The sequence below is a fragment of the Bacillus sp. JJ1533 genome, from assembly GCF_036965045.1.
Taxonomy (GTDB): domain Bacteria; phylum Bacillota; class Bacilli; order Bacillales; family Bacillaceae_L; genus Ferdinandcohnia.
In genome coordinates this window covers 18,636-42,890 of the sequence record NZ_JBALOV010000002.1, presented here as the reverse complement: position 1 = coordinate 42,890, position 24,255 = coordinate 18,636, and the positions used below count along the sequence as shown (strand labels likewise).

Sequence of the window (24,255 nt, the reverse complement as noted above, 5' to 3'; positions counted from 1 at the left end):
CCGTTATTGACAATATAATATCTCCTGTCTCGTTTATTTTATAACAATTCTAGTGTTCGGTGTATTTAATGTTTCTAAAAGATTTAATCAGTTAGTGCAATAAGGTTCATTTCTAATTTTACAATACAGCCCATCTTAATAATGCATCTTTATTGATAACAAAAAGGACTCGATTATGAGTCCTTCTTCTTGTTGTACTTGTGTATGAATTATTTTAAAAACAAACATTATTAACTTAAACTTCTACTGTATTGTACTCACGTACGATTTCTCCTAACTCAATTCCTATACGTTCAACGATTCCTGTAACTAAGGCATTCCCCATGAAGAACAAACGCATACGGTCTGAAACCTCATAGACATTTCCAAGACTATCCTTTTTGAATTTTGTCCAGTCTGGTGGGAAATCTTGCAATAATTCAGCTTCAATCGGTGTAAGCAGTCGGTATTTTCCATCGACTTTAAGCAGATGTGTTGAACGGTTTACAGAACCTTCACTTGTAAGCATTGTGCGTCCCGGCAAGTCGAGAGAATCATACGGACTCATCCCACCTTCACTAAAGGTATATTCATGACCGTTATCAGCTACTCGCTTAATTTTTTTAGGACCACGTAAGTATTCAAATTTTTTAAGCTTTGGATTGTCATCGTCAAACTGGTAATTTGCGATATATTGGTTGTACTCTTCTTCACCATGTTCACGTACATAATATTCCTTCGCTTCCCGAACAATTTCACCCAATGTCTTTGGTGCTTCCATAACTGGTTCCGTATCAATCGTGAAGTATTGACCGTAACGCATAATACCAGTATTCCAAATAGTACCTGTAAAATTGTCAGAAATGTCTACGATGTACTCTTCATTGAGGATGTCTTTATCAGACAATGTATCCGAGTAGCGCCGTTTCTTGTATGCCTCTTGTTTAATTGGAAATTGACGAGCGAACAATCCATCTTGAAAGATGTAGTTATCGAAAGTTGCTTCATCATATGTCATGATATTTTTCTCTTTCTTAGGCTTGCCATACTTTTCATCCATCGCCAAGGCAAATGGTGTGTCATTTCGATACACATAAAAGAACACACGGCGGCGACGTTGAGAGCGCCCATAATCTGCTGCGTTAATCACACGCCATTCAACAGAGTAACCAAGTTGAGCAAAAGCCCCAAGCATAATTGCAAAGTCTCGTCCACGTTGTGAAGATGGTGATTTTAATAAACGGTCAACGTTTTCTAAAATCAAATATTCAGGTTTGATATGGTTAACCGCACGAATGATTTCCCAAAAGAGAACACCTTTCTTCCCTTCGATACCCATTTCATGTTTTTTAGAACGAGCAACAGAATAGTCTTGGCAAGGGAACCCACCAACTATCATGTTTACACCTTGAGCTTTCATTTCCTCGAAATATTTATTTGAGACCTGCATGATATCGTCATTACTGTGTTGAACATGCGGATAATTATAGACACCTACTTCAAAGGCATCTTGTGATTTACGAGAGGGTTCAAATTGATTAGTGTGTGTTGTTTCAAAGAACGGTTCTTTGAGTGTTAAGTTGGCGTTATCAAGACCTACTACGAAGCCTCCAACCCCATCAAACATTGAAAATACTTTATACTTAGACATTCACTTTTTCCTCAACTTTCTCAAAGATTTCGTTGTAATCGGTAATTTCCAAACAGTCCATTACCTTCTCGAGTTGTTCTAAGTTCACTGTTGAACGAATGCCACGAACCATATCACTAATAGAACTCTCACGGAGCCCACTAGCTTTTGCTAAGTCCTTTTGGCGCATTTCTCTCTCCTTGAGAATTTCACTCAAGCGTAGTTTAATCATACCTTTTGCTCCCTTCAATAATACGGGATATCGTATCACCGAATAATTATAACCTAAACAGACAAAAATTTGAAGGTAACTTATAATAAAGTTGAATAAAATTTTCTATTAGGGAGACGACGATGGATAAAGAATATAAAACAATTCGAGAAATAAAAGAACGTGGTGAAGCTGCTGTTGGTAAAATGATAAAGGAGCTTGTCACACAGGAGAATGTTGATAAGTGGTATGCTAGCCCAAGAAATAAAGGTTGGCTTGGGAATGCAGTTGAAAAAGATTGGTTCGGACTAGCGAATAACAGTCGACCTGAGGCTGACTTCAAAAATCTAGGTGTAGAACTCAAATGTGCCGGGCTTAAATTTTTCAAAAAAGAAAATTCTTGGGCTGCCAAAGAAAGACTAGTTCTTAACATTTTTGATTTTAATGAAGAATATAAGAGGGATTTTCAGAATTCTTCCTTTTTAAAAAAGTCAAAACTTATAGAACTCATGTTGTATAAATATAATCCAGTTGATTATTTTCAATTCGAAGGAAAGCCATACCCAATCTATCCAGATTTCTTAATGACCCACTCTATTCTTTTTAATTTGAAGGACTTACCAGATGATGATTGGGCAATCATTGAAAATGATTGGAACATTATTATGGATATGATTCGTCAGGGGAGGGCTGAGGACATTTCCGAAGGTATGACACAATACCTTGGAGCAGTGACAAAAGGAAGTAAAACTGAAGAGAATCAGACAAAACAACCGTGTAGTGATAAGAAAGCACATAGACGAGCTTTTTCTTTAAGACCAACGTACATGAAGGAAATTACGAAGCGAATTGTACAGGGCGAATTAAAGAGTTCAATTACTTACGCTTCTTATCAAAATGACTATCCTGAACTACATAAAAAAATCGATGCTAAGCAAATTGGTACTCAAGAGCATGTCATAAAAGATTTATCCGAGTTAAAACACAAAACGTTTGAACAAATCATTCTCAATCAGTTTAAACCGTTCTACAATATGTATAAAAAAGACCTAGCACAAAAATTTGGTGTTAGAATCAAAAAAAAGAATGACAAAGCAAGTTCACGGCTAATTGCGCAGAAGATGTTTAATCTAAAAGGTGATTTAGAAGAAACAGATGAGTTTAAAAAGGCTGGAATTGCTGTTAAAACAATTACCGTAGAATCTAATCAGAGAAAGAAAGCATCCGAAAACAGACTCACAACTGAAGGATTTAAACTTGAATCTGATGTTAGCTTCATTAAAGATATTTGTAACCTTGATTGGGAAGATACTCGAGTGTATGACTATCTTTCCACAACAAAATTCCTATTAGTTGTTTACGAGGAAACACCAGAAGGAGAGATATTTAGGGGTGCAAAATTTTGGTATATGCCAGAAAACGAACTCATGGGAACTGTCAAAGAAACATGGGAAATAATTAAACAAACTCTCATAAATGGTGTCGAGTTAACGTTTAAACGTGCCTCCAATAAGAAAGGTTACATAATAGAGAACAATTTGCCGAGCCAAGTGAGTGGTCCTCAAATTCTTCACATTCGACCTTCAGCTAAAGAGTCGGATTACTTTGAAAGTAAAAATTCAGACCGGCTACCCTCTCCTGCAAATTGGAATTATAGACCTGAGGATATGAAGGATATTTTGACAGATAATTATATGGTTAAGCAAGCCCTCTGGTTAAATAAAAATTATATGTACCAACAAGTAAAAGAATTTTTCGAATGAGATTACATGATTTGTACTAATACACTGATTTCAGAAACCAATAAAGAATCCAACAGTTTGAATTATATTATTGAAATTACTATTGGTATTATTTCTAGTATTATTTCCGGTATTATCACTCAGTGGCTAATTAAGAAGTTTCTAAAATATAGTTTAAATACGGGTGCCTTGGGTCTGATAAAGACCCAGGGTAAAATATATTAATATTGATTTATTTTGCTTGTAAGGCAAAATGTTATTGCCGTTCATGAGAGCATCCAGAAAAAATAAAGCCATGAATAGTAACTACTACTCGTGGCTTTATTTTTTTAAGCTATTAAGTTTTTTGCTGGTGCCTGGAAGTTATAATAAATTCTTGGTGTACCATCTTTTTTAATCTCAATCCGTGAAATAAATCGATGAATTAATTCCGGCAAGATATCCGGTGAATAAAGATACAGTAAGAAATCTTCTTTAATGCAATCCAGGTCAATTTTATGGTGACTTGCATTTGATTCAAGCAGCTCTTTTTGAGTCAGTAATTCTTCTAATTCCCTATTATTTTTACTGTTGAGAGCCTCAAAATCTTCCGCCGTCTTAATATCTCCATCGGCTCTCATCTGAATGTAGGCTAACTTCCGATTTTGTAGGATTTTTATTTTGCTCTCGATTTTCTCTAATTCTCTTGTGCTCTTTTTTAATGACTTTTCAATTTTCTGCTGAAAATGTTTTGATAACATTTCAAGATTTATTCCCTTTAAAAAATCGCTAAAATCATGAGTAATAGCATTTGTTAACTTATTTTCCTTTATTGTATGGGAGGTACATTTTTCATTCCCATACCTGCCATAAAAGCCACAAATATATCCCTTTCTGTCGGACCGGAACCACATTCCTCTGCCACAATCAGCGCAGTAGGCAACATTGGTAAATAGATGTGCTTTAGGTGCCGTTAAATTCTTTTTTCTCTGCATCATTTGTTTTTGTGCAGCTTTAAAGACATCCTTCATAATTATGGGTTCATGAGTATCTTCTACAATTTTTTGTTCATCCGCATCAATTGACTTTCTTTTTGTACTAACAACACTAATTGTAGTGGTCCGGCATTGGACCAAATCCCCAGTATAATGTGGGTTGGATAGTATTGTTTTAACAGTATTACTCATCCACTCTGTTCCCGCATTTTTCTTGTTAATCACTTGAGCAGGTGTTGGTACGCCATCCAAAGTTAAATTTTTTGCAATTGTATCAACGCCGGTTCCATTTATATATTCTTGGAAAATCCGTTTTACAATAGATGGGGTTTCGTCCTTTCTTATATAAAGCTTCCCATCTTCAACATAATATCCGTATGGCGGTGTTGAGCCTTGATACCTTCCAGTGGAAGCTCCAACTTCTTTCACGCTTTTAATTTTTTGGCTTAAATTCTGGGACTCCTTTTCATACATCCAGGCAAGTAACCCCAGCATATCCATATTGTTTTCCATTGTATTGACCATTCCATCCAAAGAAATGATATGGACACCGTTTGTTTTCGCAAGATTGGCAATCTTGTAAGAGAGCTCACCATTACGTGCCAAACGGGATAAATCCTTTACCAATACAACATCAATATTTTTCTGTTCGATATCATATAATAATTTTATCAGTTCTGGTCGTTTTGCTTTGGTACCAGTCTTCCTATCTTGATAATACTTTTCAAATGTCCACCCTTTGTCCTGAATGTACTTTTCAAACATCAATTTCTGGTTTACCAATGACGTATCCTGTTCTTCTCTTCCCGTCGAAACCCGAGCATATGCGCCAACTCTCAACATGCTTTATTCCCCTCTCTCTAAACCATCAATTTTATGTATATATTTTTTGTTTACAAAGTCATCTACCTTGGAATTTATTAAGTCTTGGAACATCTTTTCAAAAGAGTCACCATTTTTATCAAATCTTCGTGAAATTTCCATTTTGTATTCCCCCAGAAAGTCTTATTATTATGTATGTAATTCCGATTTAATGCCCATAATGGTTACTAGAATTCCGATATTATAACCATAATGGCATACCTTCACGGAAGTAAAACCGAACTCTTTAAATTAAAATGCCGTAATTATGCCGGCACTTGCCCATTCAGGCTTTTATTGATTATTCGATTATGTATTGTCAGTTCGGTTTTCCATCCAATGAATTTGTAAAAGTTCGATTTTCCATCTACGTTATCTGGTGATAAATGAAATTGGATTAACTTTAAATTGAATATCAAATTCGAAATTGGACTCACCTTTAAAGCTAACTCTTATTTCATTTATGAAGTTCAATAAAATTAATCGCTGCTCTGTCTGTGATAATTTACAAATATCGATATTTTGAAAACTATTCATAAACACTTCTAGTTCCGCGGGACTTAGAAGGATTTCGATTTCTTTAATCGATTGTTCGATTTGATTAATCTCATTTTTAAATCTGGTTTTAACATTGCTGAAGACACCCTTTAATTGATTTTCCTGATGACTTTCAGCAACCTTTTCATTTGCTAAAACAATTTGTTCCTTTGCCTTCAGTACATCCAATTGTTCCTGAAGTGACTGAATAAACTCGTTAAGATTATTGATGACTGTATCGGAATTTATTTTTACAGACACTGATAACTGTTGTTGGATATAGCCCAACAGTTTTTCATTCAATATGTCGATATCCATTTCATACGAGCAATTCGTACAGAAATACTTAAGATAATTGTATTTTGCACCTTTTTTCTTAGTGGAGCTGTTCCGGTGCAATAAATGGTTGCCACAATTTTTGCAAGCTAGTAGACTACCGAACAAAAAAGGGGTTTCCAATTTGTTGTACTTTTTCTTTAGTTCACGATTTACCTCTATGAGTTTAAAGAATAAACTTGGAACAATTGCAACGTGACTTTGCTCAATTAAGTGCTCTTTTTGATGAATGTTATTTCGGCGGAATGTCCAATTTAAACTACCCCCGTAGGCTTGATTTTTTAGGATACTTTCTATACTGCTTGTCCGCCATTGTTTCTTTGACGGAGATGGAATACCAGCTTCATTTAAAATATCCGTAATCCTTTGAATTGAATGCCCCCAGGAAGCCAGGTAAAAAATAAAAAGGACAATCGGAGCATTTTCGTCTGGAACCAACTTTTTTTCAATTTGCTTATAGCCAAATGGAACGGTTGAACCAGGGCGTTCCTTCTTATCTATGTTTGTCTTTTGAGCATCAACTGCCCTTCTTGATTTATCATTGGATTCTCCATTTGCCATAATTAGGTGAAGTTTTACGTCTAAATCAGCAGGTGTCCATTCATCTTGTTTTGTAGTTGTATAGAATTTAAGGTGCGGCTTTTTTGCAATGACATCCGTGTAAAATTCGGATACAAAAGAGTAAATTTTTCTATCAATGCGTGAAAAATCATAAAATATAATCGCACTAACATTATGGGAAAGGACAATTTCTTTCATCTTGTTTAAGCCTTTGCGCTTACTGGCATTTTTACGATAAGCACTTTGCGCGTTATCGTAAAAGATAAATTCCTCTGGCAAATAGTAACCCTGCTTCTCGGCATAATCCTTAATTGCCATTCTTTGAATTTCAAACGACTGATTCCCATCCTGCTTGTGCGAAGAACGTCTTATTGAAGCAACTGCCAGTTTTCTTTTTTCATGAGGTTTTTTTTGACTGCCGCCATGTTGGTTGCTCATATTGCAATCATCCTTTCTAACTGTTCATTGTCCAGGTATTCATTAAAGTAAAGGTTAAACGCCAATGTCGATTCATTAACAAAGCAATCCTTAATAATTAAACTTACTAAATTCATAAGTTCTTCGTTTTTTAAGCAATCTTTTATTTTGACCTTACTCACCAGGTATTTCACTTTATTCTGGTAATTTTCACAAAGTAAAAGTTGCTCCCTTAGTTCCTTTCTTTTTTGTTTCTCTGCCATTAATAGTTTTAATTCGGCTTTTTCATATTGCCTGGATAGAAATTTCTCAGTAGGCATTGCCGCAATTTGAGCCTCAATATAATCAATTTTTCGATTTACAGCTTCAAATTCGTTCTCCAAGTTATCTAGCAGGTCATTTATCAATTGAATGGCTTTCTTCTCGATTTTTTCCTCATTCAAATTTTCAAAGACCATTGTGCAGCTTTTAAGCAACATATCATTGTAATCATCAACACTTATACAGATTTTTTTATGCTTATTTGAGCAAGTATAAATGCCTGATTCCCCAATTTTATCTTTCCGGTATTTCATACCTTTTTTACAAATCCCGCACATTGGAAGCAGGATATTTTCATCACTTCGTCCGCTTATGTTTTGCTGCAATTTCTCAACGAATGGCTCAATTACTTCTTGCACTTCAAGGTAAATATCTTTAGTAATAACCGGTTCAACATAAGCTAGCGAATTCAAATATGTACTTATTTTTTCACAGCCGGCATAAAAGGGGTCTGTTAGTATTCGCACGATATCAGTTGGCTGCTTTTTCATTAGACTAGAAAATGTTGAAATAAGTTGAATGAATCCCGTTGTATCACCAATATCTCTAGCCTTTTCAAACAATTGGAATATATTATTTTTTTGCTCCTTTTGAAGAGTGTAAGACTTCTTGCCCTGGTCATCTTTGTGCGTATCGTAACCAAATTTCCTTGGCGGGAGCTTTCGGTGTGCATCTGCAACCCGACGAGCAATTGATTTCCCCTCTTCTTCTATTAATATTCCATTGAAACCTTCAATTAGATAATTGGAATTGAAAGATGGATAACTTGAATCTGCCGAAGTAAATACTACCTTAACGTCATGCGTGATGAACAAATCCACCATTTCAAGGTATTCATAAAAATTTCTTGTTAGTCGGCTGCGGTCATAAACATAAAGGGTATTAACTTTGCCTTGACTTATAATCGATATAACCTCCAGCATTTTCTCCCGGTCCTTCAGTTTCACCTTATTTGCCGATACACCAAGCTCATTCACCTCAATATATTCATCTTCATCGAGAGCATCCCGGTATTTTTTATCAGCAGCAACCTGCATCTCAAGGCTTTGGTTCTCGGTACTTACACGTCTTAAAAAGACCTTTAATTTCCCGTTAGAGTCAATGTTCTTAGCCAATTTTAAATCCCTCCCACAGCCCCAATAATTTATTTGGCATATCAATTTCAGAGGAACCGGTATAAACAAGTCGGACATTGTGCTTATTAAGCAAAGCCATTAATTCAAAATGCTTTGACATATTTCGAGTCAGACGACTTTCATCGTGGACATACAAAGTATCCACATTGCCGAGCTCTATAAGTTTTAATAATTGACGGGTGCAGCTTCTTTCTTTAAATTTGGTCGTAGAAACATTGCCTACATTAATTTCAATGAATTCATGTGGCATCAAGCTTTTCCGATATTGATAATCAGCTTGCATTTGCATTTCAAGTTGACCTGCTTCCCTTGCCCTTCTGAAGAACACTTTCATTTTCATTTCGCCATTTGTCGCTTTATTTATTAACATTGATATCATCCTTTTCTTTGTAATGTTTATTTAAAATAATGGCTTGAAGAGTCGGAGATAACCCTAGTTCCTGTAAAAGCATTCTTTCGATAAGCCTTTCTATAAAAATGCTTCCAAGCTCATTTGACTCTTCAACTACCTCGATTTTCCTGACTTTGTATTTCATTTCATCCACCTCCAATCAATAATCACAGAATTGACTGAAAGTGGTTAATGTATACTTACTTAGTATCTTCTATGTATAAATCAAGCTCCAATTGGAAAGAGACATCTGCACTTTTTACATCTTTCCGCGGGACGACCAACTTATATGTCTTTGTGCCAGGAAGCCTTAATTGCCCCAGTCTTTTTTTACTCATGTTGTTTTTCACCATCCCACTTGGAACCTAAATTCCAAAACCTTTTTAGCAATTCGGGAGACACGTTATTTTTGGAGCTTGCCTCTTCGATTTCCTTTCGTCGGCTATATAAGAAGCTGATGCGGCTATCCATTTCTTTTCACTCCTTGTTTTATCTTTTATGTAATGATTCAATTTTTCTGTTGTTACTATTTCTAATCCTTTGAACGGGACCTTTGATTTGCTTTTTCATGGTTGTTCACTCCAATCTAGTTGTTTTTTTGACTAGTCAATTTGTTTTCCAAACTTGGTATTGTCATAATACAAAATTGAAAATTAAAATGGATGGAAAATCGAAATTATTTTTTAAAAATCAAAAATAATTTTTTTGAGCAAAAGTTTTCTCGAATTTCCTACAAAAGAGAAAGCTAATTTGCTATAATATCGCTTTTTACTTTTTAATTGAGATTTGCTTTAATCATCAAAAGGTTGTCCATTTACCTTGTTTATCAACTTTGTATCGTCATTTTATAGGGTTCGTCTTTAAAATGGACGGAAAATCGAACTTTTTTCATTCGCCTTTATGATTAATTTTTACCAATGTGACTTTTATAAAAAGTTAAACAAAGCCCAATAATAATTTGCTATAATTGTTGTTTTTTCGTTTCATGTAGGATTGACATTCCTCTCTTAATATAAGATTCTTGTAAAAAAGGGAATCATTGTAAAAGGAAAGGAAGGAATCTATTGTCCAGGGTTAATTGGTCTATATTATTTGATTTTTTAAATGCTAAAAAAGAAATTTCTCAAATAACGCTTACTTTTGAAGAACTCGAAACGATTCTAGGAAATAAACTGCCTGAATCTGCATTTGTTTATGACGCGTATTGGCGAAACGATAATACTCATTCTCAAGCAAGAGCATGGATGAGCGCAGGATGGAAGACTATCAAGCCTAATCCACAAGAAAGGAAAATAACGTTCATTAGATAGATTCCTTTCTTAATTTAATAGTTGTATAGAGATACATCTGGAACAAATAAAAGAAAGGATTATCAAAATGGAAGATAAGCGTAGAATTATATACCGTAATTTGAAATCAGGAAAAGTATTCAAAATTCGTTGCGTGGATAAGGTATATCAGACTATCAAGAAAATGGAATCTAAGGGAGAAGCAGAAATTTATTTTGATGAACGTTTGCTACTAGACAGCAATCAACTTAATGAAATGAAAATGGCAGAGGTTATGAGAGTTATTAAAGAAAAAGGCATAGACCTTGATGCCTTCAAAAATTGGTTGGAAGAAAAATAAATTAAAAAAGGGAGTCATTCATTGTACTCTCTTCTAAAATTGGAACATCTATTAAATAGAATACAACAGAGGTGAAGATTCTTGAGAGAGGCGCTGCATGTAATTGATAACGAATTATATAGGCTTCCATATTCTACAACCAAAGAAGAAGTGAATAATTTTAAGAAGTTAGCTGATAAAGACCTTTTCCAATGCCCCCATTGTAAAGCCAAACTAATAGTCAAATATGGCGATACGAAAGGAATATATTTTTCACATCAGCATTCAGAGGCTTGTGAAGAATCCAGAAAAATAGACCAGGCAGAGAAAAGGTATAGTAGGCAGATTGAAAGGGAAACAAAAATCCATAATGCAATACAAGCTATTCTCCATGATGAAATATCGAATCAGGCTAAGAATAATAAAATGATAAAGGTCGACTATGGCTTCAGGGCAAAACCTGACTTGAAAGAATTTCCGGATATTTGGGTAAAGGTTGCCGATAGGGAATTTGCACTTTCAGTGATTACCAACGTAAATTCGTTAGTTGATAATAAACTTTCAAATACAATCAGTAAAAGGCATCAATACTTTCTGGAACAAGGTATGGAACCTATTTGGTTTGTAGAAAAGAAGGAACAAGCAATTGAAAGAGAAAAAAATTCCATAGTGTTATGGGATGCGGAATTAACAATTGCGGCAAAAACAAATCAAGATAGAGAATGGGATTCTTTACTTGCTTCCCTTATGAAGGACACAATGTTTTTTAAATATTTTAATTATCCTGTATCAACGGAAAACATTGCAATTGATGTTCGAAGCATGTATTACATTTATTCTAACGAAGACAGAATTGTAGTCAAAGTCCAACGGTTCTTAAAAGACCGTCTTATAAAGCCTTACCGGGCATTCCTTCTAGGGGATGGATATGAAATTCCATTTTCTGATGCGGTTCTAATAAAAAATGAATTCCTTTTGAGCAACCCCACACTAGAAGCTCAGTACCAAAATGAATTTATTCAAAAATTCAAGCAGCTACAATTCGATTTTTATGAGCAACAAAGAATTGAAAAAGAACGGCAGCAGCAAGAGGAAGAAAAACGGCAAAAATTAATGCAGCAAAGGTTGGAGCAAGAGGAGTTTAAAAAGCAGCAATTGATGCAGCAAAGGTTGGAACAAGAGGAGCAGCGCCGAAAAATCCTAAAGCAAATATCTGAGCAAAAATTAAACAGTAACCAAGAAACAATGAGAGTATCTTCTTATGATAGCCTTAAGTTGCTTCTAAAAAAACGAATCGGTTTAACCCAGTCACAACAAATGGAATTATGGACCACGTTCATGCCCGTGATTGGTTACAAAAATTCAGATGTTGTCTGGGATTTGTTTGTGAAGCATGAATGTAAAACATTTGGTGAATTAAGAACAGTTCTGCAAAATTTCATTTCGACCCGAAACAAATAAAGAGGTCTCTAAATTGACGGGGTGAATACCAATGAAAGAACTATGTACCTTAGTAAAACAAAAGCCATTCAATTATGAAGGTTCAATAAAGGAAGGCACTACTATTTATTTTGGAGATGGTTGGAAGGTAAAAGTAGCCGGCAGTCATTATTCTACACTTCTCGAAAAGTTTGATGGACATACATTGGCGATTGGTGCTTCTAGAGCCAATCCTCCGAAAAATAGCTTAGGTGAATGGTTGATGGCGAATGTTACAAAAACAGCGATAGCGTCATATGTTGTGCCGATATTAATTAATGAGGGATATGCATTCAACGACGGAAAATACAAAATATTTATTAGAGCACAATAAGGAGGCTTAGTAATGCACGAATATATATTTAACCAAATTAACCATTCGATTAAGTTTGAAAAGGAAGAAATTCTTGAGTTTTTTAAGAAAGAGCAATTAGAACAGATTTCCGAGGAAGAATACAATGGGTTTCATAAATATTTAGTAGATATTATTCAGGGCTACTTCTATCGTGACTTTTTTAAAGAAAGACCCATCAACACAGATGACAAAGTTATAGAAAAAATAAGAGAATTACTTAAGAAAAAAACACAAATTATTAGAAACGATATTTTAAATAAATACCTTCAAAGCGAAAATTTGCATGTACTGATGAGTAATGGTTGTTCATTATATGCCGGTTCAAAGGCAATAAATACAAATGAAAAAAATGAACATAGTTTACTTTTGGAAGGATTTAAATTTACAGAGCCAGTCAACAATCAAAGTGAACTAGAAACTGTAATACATACTTTAGCAAAGAAGCGCCCCGAACAAGCATTAGATGCACTGTATGAAATGCTATCATACTATCAAAATGTACTTCAAGATACTACAATCAATAATCAACTAGATACATTAGTGGAAAATTTTAAAAGAGTTTTTATTAAAAACTTTGTTCTAACAGTCGATTATAAGATTAATCACCTTCATAAAACATTTTTAAAAAAACTAGTGTCAAGAGGTTCAAAAATAAAAAAAGTCAATTTATTCACTCTAAATTATGATTTATTAATTGAAAAAACTGCGGAAGAGCTGGGAATCCATGTGAATAATGGGTTTGTAGGTTTTCACTATCGGTCTTTTAACCCTGCTTCATTTCATTTGGATACACATCTTCAATATTCTGACGGGGGAAAATCTTTTACAAAAGGGATAAATTTATTTAAATTGCATGGTTCCTTATCCTGGATATTCGATAATGACAAGCCCCCTTATGGTATATCTGAAACACAATATAATTTTAATAAACTATCTGAGGAAGTTAACGACATCACTATCCCTGATTGTATAATTTATCCAGTACAATCCAAAAAAACATATTCACTAGATTTACCATATAGTGAAATGTTCAGGCAATTTATTGAATTTTGTAATAAGCCAAACTCTACATTGTTAGTAATGGGATACAGTTTTCTGGATGAACATGTCAATGATATTATTACAAATGCTTTATCTAACCCTGACTTCAATCTAATTATTTTTTCTTATTCAACAAAATCAGATGAGAACATATCTCCGTTTCTTAAGGGATTAATCGAAAGAAGCCAAGAAGATTCTAGAATAACGATTTTCTTTGGTAATTTCTTAGGGGACTTTCAATATATTACGAGTTATTTAGTTCCTTATCCAAATGTTGATAATTCGGATAAGGTAATTCTTGAAACACTTAAGAGATTAAAAAGTGAGATGGTTAGCTATGTATGATGGAGATGTAAAAATTGGAAAAATAATCAAAATAGAAGGATTAACCATTCACATTGAAATAATGGAGAATGATGTCGCTAATAAACTAGTTTTAAAGTACGGTATAAACGATTACGTTGTTTCAATAAATAAGATGATTTATAGCGTTTTACCTAATGGTAAGAAGATTGTTGCTAGGATAACAAAAATTTTTGATAAAAACACACTGAATCAGGAAGACATCTTCATTCAACACCAAGATTCATTTATATTAGAAGCTACTTTTGTTGGAATCTATGACGACTTTTTACATAGTTTCGATTCCGGAATAAACACATTTCCTATAATCGGGAGCGAAGTGTTTTCAATAAATCGACTTATGTATCAATCTGTTGTCCGTGTGAACTCCAAATATCAATTACAGATTGGGATTAGCTATGAAGATAATCAAATGAATATTTCAGCAAATCCAGATATCCTTTTCGGTAAACATATGGGGGTGTTCGGGAATACAGGTACTGGGAAAAGCTGTACAGTAGCTTCTGTTATTCAGGGGTTGAAAAGAAGACTAACTGATAGAGAAGGAAACAAAGTAGAGGCAAAACCTAAAGTAATTATTTTTGATTCAAATGATGAATATGAACAGGCATTTCAGGGGACAGATTTTTCTGTAAAGAAAATTAGAAAAGAGGAACTTAATTTACCACACTACCATTTGAGTTTTACTGAGTATTTTCGATTTCTCGGAGCAAGCCTAGGTGTACAAGCACCTATACTAAAAAATTGTATCAAATCACTCAGAAGCAAGAGTGATTCAGTAGGGCAGCGCAAGTTTTTATTTTCCGACCTCCATCAAGAAATTAACAGATATCTTTGGAATACTGCCAAGAAGAAAGATAGAGATGGAAATGATACTGGAGAATTTGATAACTTTAAGGCTAGCCAGTGGTTTAATTGGTGCTCTACCATGCTAAATAGAATTCAGACAATCTCTGATGACCAAAGAATTTTTTCTATTATTGAATGGAAAGATGGGACTAGCAATACAATCGAAGAAATAATGGAATCCGATGAAGAAATTATTTTAATTGAAGCTGATTTCGAAAAAGATGAGCTTGATGTTGTGATGTTTTTATTTTCGAAATTAGTGTATGAGTGGGCAGTGAATAATAGGAGAACACAAACCATTAACAGTATAGTAATACTTTTTGAAGAAGCTCACCGCTATATTAATGAAGAAGAAAAAGATGAATTTAAATTAGGAACCTACTACATAGAGCGGTTAGCTCGTGAAGGAAGGAAATTTGGCATTAGTTTAATCATTTCAAGTCAAAGACCATCCGAGTTAACGAAATCTATTATTTCTCAATTAAATTCATTCATTGTCCATAGGATAACAAACAAAATGGATATAGAATTTATTAACCGAAACTTAACAAGCAATAATCAGGAGCTAATAAAATTTGTCCCTGGCTTAGAAAAACAATACGCTATTGTATTTGGTGAGGCTTTTGGTTATACAGATATCGTAAAAATAGCTACTGCATCTCCAGTTCCTAGAAGTGAAGACCCTCAAGTAATAGGTTCTTGGTTGGTGCAGATGTAGAATACTTAAACAATTGGAGTTTCAATTAATGGATAATTTATTTGGTTTTATTGTTCTTGGAATACCTGGAATACTTACTTATATACTTATGCAAAAATTAGGTATAAGCAATAATGAAAAAAAGGAACAAACGGAGTTACTAGCATTATCAGCTATACTATGGGTTCCATCAGTCATACTTAGTGTTGTTTTTTTTGATTTACTATATTTGCTTACAGATTTATTTCTTAAGAGCGTTGATATCAACTTTTCTAAGCTTGGAATAAATTTAGTAGTCAATGTTAAGGATTTAATGAAAAACATTGAAAGTTTTGTATTTGTCTTTTATTTTATTATTACAATCGTTGTGTCTTGCTTCTTAGTATCTTTTTCATCTGGATATGTTTACAAATATTTCCTTAAATTTATTAATTCATTGAGAAAACGAAGAAACTTTGCTAAGTTATCGGATGATACATCAGCATTCCATAAGTTTTTTAGTTTACATCACAGTTCGCAAATTGCTAATAATGACGGCGAATATCCCTTAGTAGCAGAAATATATTTTATAGATGCTCCAAATGACAAATTCTATGGTTCCATTACTTATGCACCTGCATCTTCTAGTTCGAAATTTCAACTTATTATTGAGGAGACGGATTCATGGGAAGAATTTATTAAAGGGTTTAAGGAATTAACTGAAGAAGATGGTTTACTTGAAGGTAAAACCCTCCCAATACTACGTCGTTTTTTTGACATAGAAGCTAAAATAGTAATTAATGAAATTGACCAATCAGCTTTGTATGAATTAATAGACTCTATTAATAATAATCAAGTAGAAGAGGTAGATATAAATGAGTAAAGAAAAAGAAAGTAAACAAAGCCAAAATGCTACGAAACATCATTTCTCTGAAGGTACTCAAAGACCACCAGCAAAGCCACCAATTTTGCCAGCAAACAAAAAAAAGAATAATAATGGTTAATGATTATTAAATGCCTCTACTGGCTGAACATCAGATAAGATAATGTTTTTACTCCATCAATTGGGACAATCCATAAAGACCAACTTGAAATAATAAGTTGGTCTTATTATGTGGATATTTTTCAACTTAGCGCATCCTCAATAACCGACATGTTTTATTTACATAAAAAATGACAATATTAGTACCCAGGTAAACATTACTACATCTCAACATTTTATATTGGAGTTGAGATGATTGAAATGCGCAGTATACATTCGTGTATCGACGGATAAAGAAGAGCAGAAAACGTCTCTTGATAATCAGCAGCGGTTCTTTTACAACATAATCGTGGAGAAAGGATGGGATTTGTTTCGTTTTTATATTGATGTGGAATCAGGTACAAAAGATAAAAAGCGGGAAAACTTGCGGCAATTGATTGAGGACGCAAAGCAGCATAAGTTCGATGTCATCCTCTCAAAGGAACTTTCTCGACTAGCAAGGAATGGTAAGCTTTCATATGAAATTAAGGATATTGCCGAAAAGCATAACATTCACATCATCACCTTTGACAATGCGATTAATTCACTTGAGGGTAATATTCATATGTTCGGCTTGTATGCTTGGGTCTATGAACAGGAATCACAGCGTACTTCTGAACGTATTAAAGCTGCTCTAAATACAAATGCCAAAAGAGGAGATTTTCATGGTTCAAATGCTCCCTACGGATATAAGGTAGTTGATAAGAAGCTTGTTCTTGCAGCTGATAATACGCCTGAAGTTGTTAAGAGCATTTTCGATTTATATTTAAGTGGAAGGGGTTTCGATTCCATTGCTCGTTCTCTTTCTAAAAAGGGGTACCCAACACCCTCTCAGGTAGCACGGAAGAGTAATGCAGGTCGTTTTTGGCACGGTTCAACTATTAAAAAAATCCTAAGTAATCCGCATTATACAGGTGATTTAGTCCAAGGAAGGGAGACGACAAGAAGTGTCACCTCCCAGTCCAGGCACAGTATTCCAGAAGAGAACCAAATTGTTGTAAGAAATACACACCCGGCAATAATTTCACGAGAAACCTTTGATACCGTACAAGAGCTAATGAAAAGTCGCAAGAAGTATTATACGAAGGTAAAAAAGCATCTATTTACCAATGTCCTATATTGTTCTGATTGTGGAGCTGGTATGTGGTATAGGCAAAATCGTGCCGGCTACATTTGCGGCAGTTATGCTCGTCATGGAAAAATTGCTTGCACACAAAGAACAATAATAGAAAAGGACTTAAAGGAAAAAATCCTTCTCGACATTAATAACATGGCTCTGGTTATAAATGATAAGGAATATTTGAAAAACCTTGCGGCAGAATCTCAAAAGAAACAAAAACAAGTCGAGCAAACGTTAAACAAAATTGATGAGGAAATTAACCTTTCAAAGGAAAAAAAGAAACGATACCTTGAAATGCTTGCGGAAAAACAAATCACCCATGAAGAATATCGAGAAGTTGCTGATGAAAATCAAGAACGGATAAATGAATTAAATATTAAAAGGAGTGGGCTTGAAGCTTCACTCCGACATGATGAATTTTTAGGACGTATTGAAAACCTTAGGAATACCATTACCAGCTTTTTACCGCTTCATGAAGTAACGGAGGAAATACTCCATCACTTTGTTGAGCGCATTGAGGTAGATAATAACGGTATTCCTACGATTACTTATCGATTTTCAATTTTACCCGGTTAATTTTCCCTCAAAACTATCTGCGACACACATTCAACATGCGCCGTATGCGGAAACATATCAACAGGCTGAACATACTCAACCCGGTAAAGCTTCGACAACACTTGAATATCCTTCGCTAAAGTCGATGGGTTACATGACACATACACCATCTTCTTCGGCTTAACTTTCAACACAGTTTGTAAGAATTGATCGTCGCATCCTGTTCGTGGTGGGTCGACGACGATGACGTCTGGACGCCAGCCTTCATTCACCCATTTTGGTAGGAGTTTTTCAGCTTTTCCTACTGCGTAGGTGGCATTCTCAAAGCCGTGTTTTTGGGCGTTCTTTCTTGCGTCTTCGATGGCTTCTGGGATGATTTCGATTCCGCGGATTTCTGCTGCGCCGTCTGCAAGCCATAACCCAATCGTTCCGACTCCGCAGTACGCATCAACGATTTTTTCCTTGCCTGTTAATTGAGCCGCTTTTTTTACTTCATCATATAATTTGACGGTTTGCTCTGGGTTTAGCTGGAAGAATGCACGAGCAGATAGCTCGAATGAAAGGTCTCCAAGGGTTTCTTGAATAACCTCACTTCCGTGTAAATGAATCGATTCGTCTCCAAAAATGAGTGATGTTTTTTGTCCATTGATGTTTTGGATAATTGATTTCACTTCAGGTAAACGTTTTGTGATTTCTTCGATTAATAAGCTTTTTCGTGGGATTTCTTTCCCCGCTGTAATTAAGACGAGCTGTACTTCTCCCGACTGAACGCCGACTCTTGTGACGATAGTTCGGACAAGTCCTTTTCGATTTCTCTCGTTATAGATTGATATTTTCAGGTCCTGAAGGATCATTTTGACGGTTTGCGTGACCTTGCTTGTCGCTGGATGCTGAATCATGCAGTCCGCGATATCAATCAGTTTGTGAGAGTTTAGGCCATAAAGTCCTGCAATCACTTTTGTCTTGTCCATTCCTACCTGGAACTGGCTTTTGTTCCGGTAGTTCCACGGGTTTTCCATGCCAATCGTGTCTTTTATATTGAGCTTTTCAATAGGTGTTTTGCTATATCGTTCAAAGGCTTGGACGACAATGTCCCGCTTCTCATTTAATTGTTGACGATAGTCTAAATGCTGCAGCTGGCAACCGCCACATAAATCGTAAATTGGGCATGGTGGTTTCACCCTGTGCTCTGATTTTTTGCGGATTTTTTTAATCCGCCCCTCGGAGAATTTCGGGTGAACCTTTGTTGCTTCGACAACTACCTCTTCACCAGGTAACGCCCCTGGTACAAAGACGACCTGCCTTTTAAAATAGCCCACGCCTTCTCCGTTGATTCCGAGTCTTTTTATTGTAAGCGGAAAGGTTTGTCCCACTTGTAATTTTGCTTGGTTTTCTTTTTGTTGTTTCATCATTACACACAACTTTCTATTCGATGCTTCGCCATAAATACAAGGAGGCATAGCTTAAGTATGGCTCCCATGGCTTGCTGTATTCTTCCATTTGTTCATAGGTTGGCTTTTTTTCAAGATTGTATAATTTTTTGATGGCATTTTGGATTCCGATATCTGCCATCGGGAAGAGATTTGGTCGTCCCAATGCGAATAAAAGAAAATTTTCTGCGGTCCATTTTCCAATTCCGCGGATTTTTACGAGCGTGTCCATGACCTCTTCATCGGTTTTGGCATGAAGATCCGTAAGAGTTATCTCACCAGAGGCGATCAGTCTCGACGTATCAATGATATATTCCGCCTTCCGGCCACTGAATTGCAACTCTCTTAAGTCTGAAACAGACAACTCAGCTATCTTCTCAGGTCGAGGATGGATCCATGTTCCTTCGATTTCTTCGCCGAATGTGGTCACAAACCTTGATGTCAGTGTATAGGCAAATGTCATATTGAGCTGCTGATGGATGATACACTTCATCAAGCAAAAATACGGATCGAAATCCAATATCAATGGCGTTCCGCGATGCTCTATGAAAATATCTCGAAGGTCTGTTTGTAAAAAATGGTCTTGGATCTCCTTCAACGATACGTCCCATTGAAAAATATGAGACACGTGCTGCAACGCATATTCCATTGAATCCTTTTGAGACCCTGTGACTACAAAACTTGGCCCATCCGTTGTCCCTGTTGCTTTTACCGTGACAACCAAAGGTTCATTTTTAAAATATAACGGTACTTTCACGAAACGTTCGTCTTTATTTAGATTAATAAGTGGATTTATTGAAAGCCTGTCTAAGACACGATCAAAATCATATGGAGACTGAACAATCACTGTTTTCTCCCACATGGAAACCAACCTCACTTCATAAGTGTTAGTACACATTATACCATTTGAGCGCAAAAAAAATCCCCCTGCAAGCAAGAGGATTATTCCGTTTATTTGTTTAAAAGATCGTCACGAAGCGGTGTAAAGGTATCTAGTAAAATACCTTCCTCTAACGCAACGACTCCATGTTTATGGTTTCCTGGAATAAAAATGGTTTCTCCTTGGGACACCGTCGTTTGTTCCCCTTCGATAGTGAATTGGAAAATTCCTTTCATGACGTAAGTAAGCTGCTCATGTGGATGGCTGTGTTGATAGCCTTCCGCATCTTTTTCAAAATGGACCTCCATCATCATCACTGATTCTCCCGGTGGGAATATTTTTCGTTTTACCCCTGGTTCTGCGTTTTCCCATTCTCCAACCATGCCTTACTCCCCCTTATTATGTATTCCCTTACAATTATAGGGGGATTTGAGCTCTTTTTAAAGCGCCTTTACTTTTGAGTGCTCCATTTCTTCTGTACTTTTGGAGGAGTTTAGTAAAACTACACCACCGATTATTAAGACAATGCCTGCTAGTTTTAGAGCACTAAAAACCTCTTCCCACACAAGCGCACCAATCATAGCTGTTAGTGCTGTACCTACTCCAGACCATATCGCATAGGCCAAACTCAGTGGAAGTGTTTTTAAGCATATGGATAGGCAATAAAACGCAAGTCCGTATCCTACGATGACACCCACCGAGGGGAAAAATACGGTAAAGCCATCAGACATTTTTAGCATCGCGGTTGCAAAGACCTCACAAATAATTGAAATGGATAATACGAGATATCCCTTCATCTAATGACCCCCTCCTATATTGAGTAAAATGACGCCACCTATGATTAACAGAAATCCGAGAATTTTTTTCATATCGACATGTTCTTTATAGATAATGATTCCGACTAATGCGGTAAGTGCTGTCCCCACTCCAGCCCAGATTGCATACGCCAATCCGAGCGGTAATTTTGTTAATGTTAGTGATAATGCATAGAATGCTAGACCATACCCGATCATGACTCCCACTGAGGGCAGGAACTTTTTAAAGCCATCTGTTGCCTTAAGCAGCGAGCTGCCGAATACTTCGCTAATAATGGCGATAATTAAAAGGATGTTTGCGTTCATGGTGTATTCCTCCCATCTAAAGACTACCTTTCTCCATTCTACCTTCTATTTCAAGTTTGCGGAATAATAGGACCTCAGTTGTATCAAAAATTACATCTGTAGCACATTTTTTTATGATTCTCCTAAGAGTAAAATGAGTTTTGTTGTTCAGATATTAGGAGGTATTGAAACGTGAAAAAGATTGGACCAAAAGGGATGAAATGGTTAAAAATTATCCACGTTTTTCTAGTGGTATTATTTTTCGGAGGTATTTTGAGCTCACTCGCATTAAATCTTCATCTTGATTTTACTGAATTTAGTGAGTCCTACCTGGGATATAAAAATATTGTAATCATCAGTGATAATATCGTTCGATGGGGTGCAATTGGTACTTTATTAGTGGGGCTCATCTATGGATTCTTTACAAACTGGGGATTTTTCAAGCATCGATGGGTTGGCGTGAAATTCGTACTCTATATGATCCAAACATTTGTCGGGATTTTTATTATAGACAAGCTAATGGTAACCAATATGGAGTTGCTGGAAACTCAACGAGAATTAGCCTTGACTAACCCTGAATTCATTCAGAACCACATCATAAGACAATATGCGGTCTATTTTCAGATCGTCGTTACCATTTTTATTTTCATTATTTCCTTCATAAAACCGTGGCGGAAGAAAAAAGTAACACCGAAAAAGAGCTGACCTACAGCTCTTTTCTCATTTTTAGGATATAATTTGAAGATATGATATCGTTGTTTTACATAAGAACAATTAGACAAGGAGTTTTTGCAATGAAAAAGTTTTTACTGTTAACACTTTTGTTGGTAGTGTTGGCTGCCTGTGGAAATAAAGATGAGGAGACTAGCTCTCAGCCAGAAGAACCAGCTAAAAGCACGGAATCTGAGACAGAATCTGAAAAAGCAAATGAGAAGGTTGAGGCTCCAGAAGAAGAGACTTCAGATGAAAAGGTGGATACCGAGACTCAAGACACGAGCGCCGAAGTGACAGCTGAAAGTAGTCCTCTGAAGGTACAATATTTAAATGAACTCACTGCACTTGAAGAAGAGATTGAAAACAAGCCTGAGGGTGAAACACAAATCGAAATGGAAGAAATCGCAGCAGAAACCTATAAGATTTGGGACGACGAACTAAATAAAATTTGGAAAGAATTAGAGAAACAGCTTCCAACTGATGAAATGGATAAGTTACGAGAAGAACAACGTGGTTGGATCAAAGAGAAATATAAAATAACCAGTGAAGAAGCAGCTCAATACGAAGGCGGCACCATGGAGGCTTTAGTAAAAGTAAACACTCAAGCACGGGTCACCAAAGAAAGATGCTATGAATTGGTTGAAAAATATATGTAACAAGAAAAGCGCAAGACGCGTAACAAGCATAAGACGGACGCTGACAGAAGTGCTTTCTGCCTTCCGAAGCGATTTGCTAAGACCAGAGAGCTGTTGGCGCCTGGAGCTAGACATTGAAACTAAGGACTTAGAAGTCGTGACTCTAAGTCCTTTTTGTTTAATCTAAATCGAATAATAGCTCTTCTCTAATGGTTTTTTCCGCCATGAGCTGGTCTAAGCTTTGGAAGGTATAACCTTCTTTTCGTAGGTCATCGATTGCCTTTCCAAGCGCTTCCGCATTATCTCTCGATACGGTATGTAACAAAAGAATTGCCCCCGGATGAATTTGTCTCATAATGTTATTGTAGGCATACTCCCACCCTCGTTGGTTGTTGATATGCCAGTCAACGAATGCCAGCGACCAGAATACACTTTGATAGCCAAGATTATTGGATAAAGCTAAGGTTCGTTCACTGAAAATACCTCGCGGTGGACGAAGATAAGTAACATCCTGCCCAGTGAGCCTTTTGGTTTCCTCCCGAACGGAATCTAATTCTTTTCGGAGCCGCTCATCACTTACCCTTGTTAAATCCGGATGATACCAGGAATGATTACCAACGATATGCCCTTCCTTCGCCATTCGTTTGACAAGGTCAGCCTGATCTTTTAAATAGTGCCCCGTCACAAAGAATGTCGCAGGAACTTTCTTCTCTTTTAACACATCCAAGACTTTTTCTGTATAGCCATTTTCATAGCCATTGTCGAAGGTCAGGTAGATGTTTTTTTTCGTCGTATCCCCAATATAGAATGCGCCATATTTTGCGAGTAGTTTATCATACTCTTCCCCTGCTGAGGCGGGTTCATGATTTTTGCTCTTTTTAAAGCCCCAATGAATAGGGGCGTTTGAATATGCTGCAGACACCTGTTGGGCCCCAGTCACTGAAAAGGTAACAGTCAAAAGAAGAAGTATGCCACAAAGCCTTTTCAAAAGTAAAACCTCCTAAAACTCCGTTAGTAGTAGAGTTAGTTTTTACCACATTTAGGGAGTTCATGCAGGGAAGAGATTACCAAAAAGATTTTGTTTGGAGGAGGAATAAAATTTGGTGGGTTGTGGGCGAGATATTGGGGTGAAGGAAGTGTTGGTCGGATTTTGATTGGAACTTTAACTGGAATAGTGTATCTTGACTGGCATGCTGCGGGATTTTTGGATTGAGCATGTACCACTAGATGAGGCTTAACCTACATGCTAGTGAATTTTTGCAATGAGCTTGTACCACGAGACGAGGCTTGACCTACATGCTGGCGAATTTTCACCTTGGGCTTGTACCGCAAG

28 protein-coding genes are annotated in these 24,255 nt (G+C 36.1%); 12 read left to right on the top strand and 16 right to left on the bottom strand.

The window, feature by feature from the left end; translation table 11 throughout:
* Positions 1 to 235: 235 nt before the first annotated feature.
* Entirely contained in the window at positions 236 to 1,630 is a 1,395-nt protein-coding gene (gene dcm, locus V7138_RS00740) for a DNA (cytosine-5-)-methyltransferase (RefSeq protein ID WP_335393317.1), read from the bottom strand.
* The gene (locus V7138_RS00735; protein WP_335393315.1) at positions 1,623 to 1,841 is read right to left on the bottom strand and encodes a helix-turn-helix domain-containing protein; all 219 of its coding nucleotides are present in this window, start codon (positions 1,839 to 1,841) and stop codon (positions 1,623 to 1,625) included. Before V7138_RS00735 ends, dcm begins: the two co-directional genes overlap by 8 nt.
* 122 nt (positions 1,842 to 1,963) lie before the next feature.
* Between V7138_RS00735 and V7138_RS00730 the strand changes: the two genes are divergently transcribed.
* Positions 1,964 to 3,583 (top strand): MutH/Sau3AI family endonuclease, encoded by a 1,620-nt coding sequence (locus V7138_RS00730; RefSeq protein WP_335393313.1) that lies wholly within the window; start codon positions 1,964 to 1,966, stop codon positions 3,581 to 3,583.
* Between the two features lie 308 nt (positions 3,584 to 3,891).
* Here V7138_RS00730 and V7138_RS00725 read toward each other — a convergent pair whose 3' ends face one another.
* From V7138_RS00725 to V7138_RS00690, 8 genes are all read right to left on the bottom strand, one after another.
* On the bottom strand, positions 3,892 to 5,379 hold the full coding sequence (locus tag V7138_RS00725) for a recombinase family protein (RefSeq protein WP_335393311.1): 1,488 nt from the start codon (positions 5,377 to 5,379) through the stop codon (positions 3,892 to 3,894).
* Between the two features lie 3 nt (positions 5,380 to 5,382).
* Positions 5,383 to 5,520 carry a hypothetical protein gene (locus V7138_RS00720; RefSeq protein WP_335393309.1) on the bottom strand — a complete coding sequence of 46 codons (138 nt, stop codon included), beginning with the start codon at positions 5,518 to 5,520 and terminating at the stop codon, positions 5,383 to 5,385.
* A gap of 249 nt (positions 5,521 to 5,769) precedes the next feature.
* Entirely contained in the window at positions 5,770 to 7,269 is a 1,500-nt protein-coding gene (locus V7138_RS00715) for a recombinase family protein (RefSeq protein ID WP_335393307.1), read from the bottom strand.
* The gene (locus V7138_RS00710) at positions 7,266 to 8,684 is read right to left on the bottom strand and encodes a recombinase family protein (RefSeq protein WP_335393305.1); all 1,419 of its coding nucleotides are present in this window, start codon (positions 8,682 to 8,684) and stop codon (positions 7,266 to 7,268) included. Before V7138_RS00710 ends, V7138_RS00715 begins: the two co-directional genes overlap by 4 nt.
* Entirely contained in the window at positions 8,677 to 9,075 is a 399-nt protein-coding gene (locus V7138_RS00705) for a recombinase family protein (protein ID WP_335393303.1), read from the bottom strand. Before V7138_RS00705 ends, V7138_RS00710 begins: the two co-directional genes overlap by 8 nt.
* Complete coding sequence (locus tag V7138_RS00700) at positions 9,062 to 9,241, bottom strand: hypothetical protein (RefSeq protein ID WP_335393300.1); 180 nt, start codon at positions 9,239 to 9,241, stop codon at positions 9,062 to 9,064. Before V7138_RS00700 ends, V7138_RS00705 begins: the two co-directional genes overlap by 14 nt.
* Before the next feature lie 55 nt (positions 9,242 to 9,296).
* Positions 9,297 to 9,434 (bottom strand): hypothetical protein, encoded by a 138-nt coding sequence (locus V7138_RS00695; protein WP_335393298.1) that lies wholly within the window; start codon positions 9,432 to 9,434, stop codon positions 9,297 to 9,299.
* A complete protein-coding gene (locus tag V7138_RS00690) occupies positions 9,427 to 9,567 on the bottom strand; it encodes a hypothetical protein (protein WP_335393296.1) in 141 nt (46 codons plus the stop codon). The genes V7138_RS00695 and V7138_RS00690 overlap by 8 nt, the downstream gene beginning before the upstream one ends.
* Positions 9,568 to 10,160: 593 nt before the next feature.
* On the opposite strand from V7138_RS00690, the gene V7138_RS00685 reads away from it, so the two are divergent.
* The 9 genes from V7138_RS00685 (at position 10,161) to V7138_RS00645 (ending at position 18,184) form a co-directional block, all read left to right on the top strand.
* Positions 10,161 to 10,406: a DUF7662 domain-containing protein gene (locus V7138_RS00685; protein ID WP_335393294.1), complete on the top strand. Its 246-nt coding sequence runs from the start codon at positions 10,161 to 10,163 to the stop codon at positions 10,404 to 10,406.
* 67 nt (positions 10,407 to 10,473) lie between these two features.
* Entirely contained in the window at positions 10,474 to 10,725 is a 252-nt protein-coding gene (locus V7138_RS00680; RefSeq protein WP_335393292.1) for a hypothetical protein, read from the top strand.
* 81 nt (positions 10,726 to 10,806) lie between these two features.
* The gene (locus V7138_RS00675; RefSeq protein WP_335393290.1) at positions 10,807 to 12,165 is read left to right on the top strand and encodes a competence protein CoiA family protein; all 1,359 of its coding nucleotides are present in this window, start codon (positions 10,807 to 10,809) and stop codon (positions 12,163 to 12,165) included.
* A 31-nt stretch (positions 12,166 to 12,196) separates the two neighbouring features.
* Positions 12,197 to 12,517, top strand: coding sequence for a hypothetical protein (locus tag V7138_RS00670; protein WP_335393288.1), 321 nt, complete (start codon positions 12,197 to 12,199; stop codon positions 12,515 to 12,517).
* A 12-nt stretch (positions 12,518 to 12,529) separates the two neighbouring features.
* Positions 12,530 to 13,924 (top strand): SIR2 family protein, encoded by a 1,395-nt coding sequence (locus tag V7138_RS00665; RefSeq protein ID WP_335393286.1) that lies wholly within the window; start codon positions 12,530 to 12,532, stop codon positions 13,922 to 13,924.
* Entirely contained in the window at positions 13,902 to 15,509 is a 1,608-nt protein-coding gene (locus tag V7138_RS00660; protein ID WP_335393284.1) for an ATP-binding protein, read from the top strand. The genes V7138_RS00665 and V7138_RS00660 overlap by 23 nt, the downstream gene beginning before the upstream one ends.
* Before the next feature lie 28 nt (positions 15,510 to 15,537).
* Positions 15,538 to 16,350 (top strand): hypothetical protein, encoded by an 813-nt coding sequence (locus V7138_RS00655; RefSeq protein WP_335393282.1) that lies wholly within the window; start codon positions 15,538 to 15,540, stop codon positions 16,348 to 16,350.
* A complete protein-coding gene (locus V7138_RS00650) occupies positions 16,343 to 16,471 on the top strand; it encodes a hypothetical protein (protein ID WP_335393280.1) in 129 nt (42 codons plus the stop codon). The genes V7138_RS00655 and V7138_RS00650 overlap by 8 nt, the downstream gene beginning before the upstream one ends.
* A 234-nt stretch (positions 16,472 to 16,705) precedes the next feature.
* Entirely contained in the window at positions 16,706 to 18,184 is a 1,479-nt protein-coding gene (locus V7138_RS00645; RefSeq protein WP_335393278.1) for a recombinase family protein, read from the top strand.
* Here the strand turns inward: V7138_RS00645 and rlmD are convergent.
* The 5 genes from rlmD to V7138_RS00620 all read right to left on the bottom strand — a co-directional run bounded on the left by rlmD (position 18,181) and on the right by V7138_RS00620 (position 21,594).
* Positions 18,181 to 19,575 (bottom strand): 23S rRNA (uracil(1939)-C(5))-methyltransferase RlmD, encoded by a 1,395-nt coding sequence (rlmD, locus tag V7138_RS00640; protein ID WP_335393276.1) that lies wholly within the window; start codon positions 19,573 to 19,575, stop codon positions 18,181 to 18,183. The two genes, V7138_RS00645 and rlmD, sit on opposite strands and share 4 nt — an antisense overlap.
* Before the next feature lie 13 nt (positions 19,576 to 19,588).
* Positions 19,589 to 20,455 carry a DNA-3-methyladenine glycosylase family protein gene (locus tag V7138_RS00635; RefSeq protein ID WP_335393274.1) on the bottom strand — a complete coding sequence of 289 codons (867 nt, stop codon included), beginning with the start codon at positions 20,453 to 20,455 and terminating at the stop codon, positions 19,589 to 19,591.
* Between the two features lie 89 nt (positions 20,456 to 20,544).
* Positions 20,545 to 20,856: a cupin domain-containing protein gene (locus V7138_RS00630; protein WP_335393272.1), complete on the bottom strand. Its 312-nt coding sequence runs from the start codon at positions 20,854 to 20,856 to the stop codon at positions 20,545 to 20,547.
* Positions 20,857 to 20,913: 57 nt separating this feature from the next.
* Entirely contained in the window at positions 20,914 to 21,270 is a 357-nt protein-coding gene (locus V7138_RS00625; RefSeq protein WP_335393270.1) for a DMT family transporter, read from the bottom strand.
* On the bottom strand, positions 21,271 to 21,594 hold the full coding sequence (locus V7138_RS00620; RefSeq protein WP_335393268.1) for a DMT family transporter: 324 nt from the start codon (positions 21,592 to 21,594) through the stop codon (positions 21,271 to 21,273).
* 171 nt (positions 21,595 to 21,765) lie between these two features.
* Between V7138_RS00620 and V7138_RS00615 the strand changes: the two genes are divergently transcribed.
* Together V7138_RS00615 and V7138_RS00610 are read left to right on the top strand one after the other, a co-directional pair.
* On the top strand, positions 21,766 to 22,278 hold the full coding sequence (locus V7138_RS00615; RefSeq protein WP_335393266.1) for a DUF2269 domain-containing protein: 513 nt from the start codon (positions 21,766 to 21,768) through the stop codon (positions 22,276 to 22,278).
* Between the two features lie 89 nt (positions 22,279 to 22,367).
* Complete coding sequence (locus tag V7138_RS00610) at positions 22,368 to 22,943, top strand: lysozyme inhibitor LprI family protein (protein WP_335393264.1); 576 nt, start codon at positions 22,368 to 22,370, stop codon at positions 22,941 to 22,943.
* A gap of 157 nt (positions 22,944 to 23,100) precedes the next feature.
* Here the strand turns inward: V7138_RS00610 and pdaA are convergent, their stop codons facing one another.
* On the bottom strand, positions 23,101 to 23,880 hold the full coding sequence (pdaA, locus tag V7138_RS00605; protein ID WP_438824299.1) for a delta-lactam-biosynthetic de-N-acetylase: 780 nt from the start codon (positions 23,878 to 23,880) through the stop codon (positions 23,101 to 23,103).
* Positions 23,881 to 24,255 lie beyond the last annotated feature (375 nt).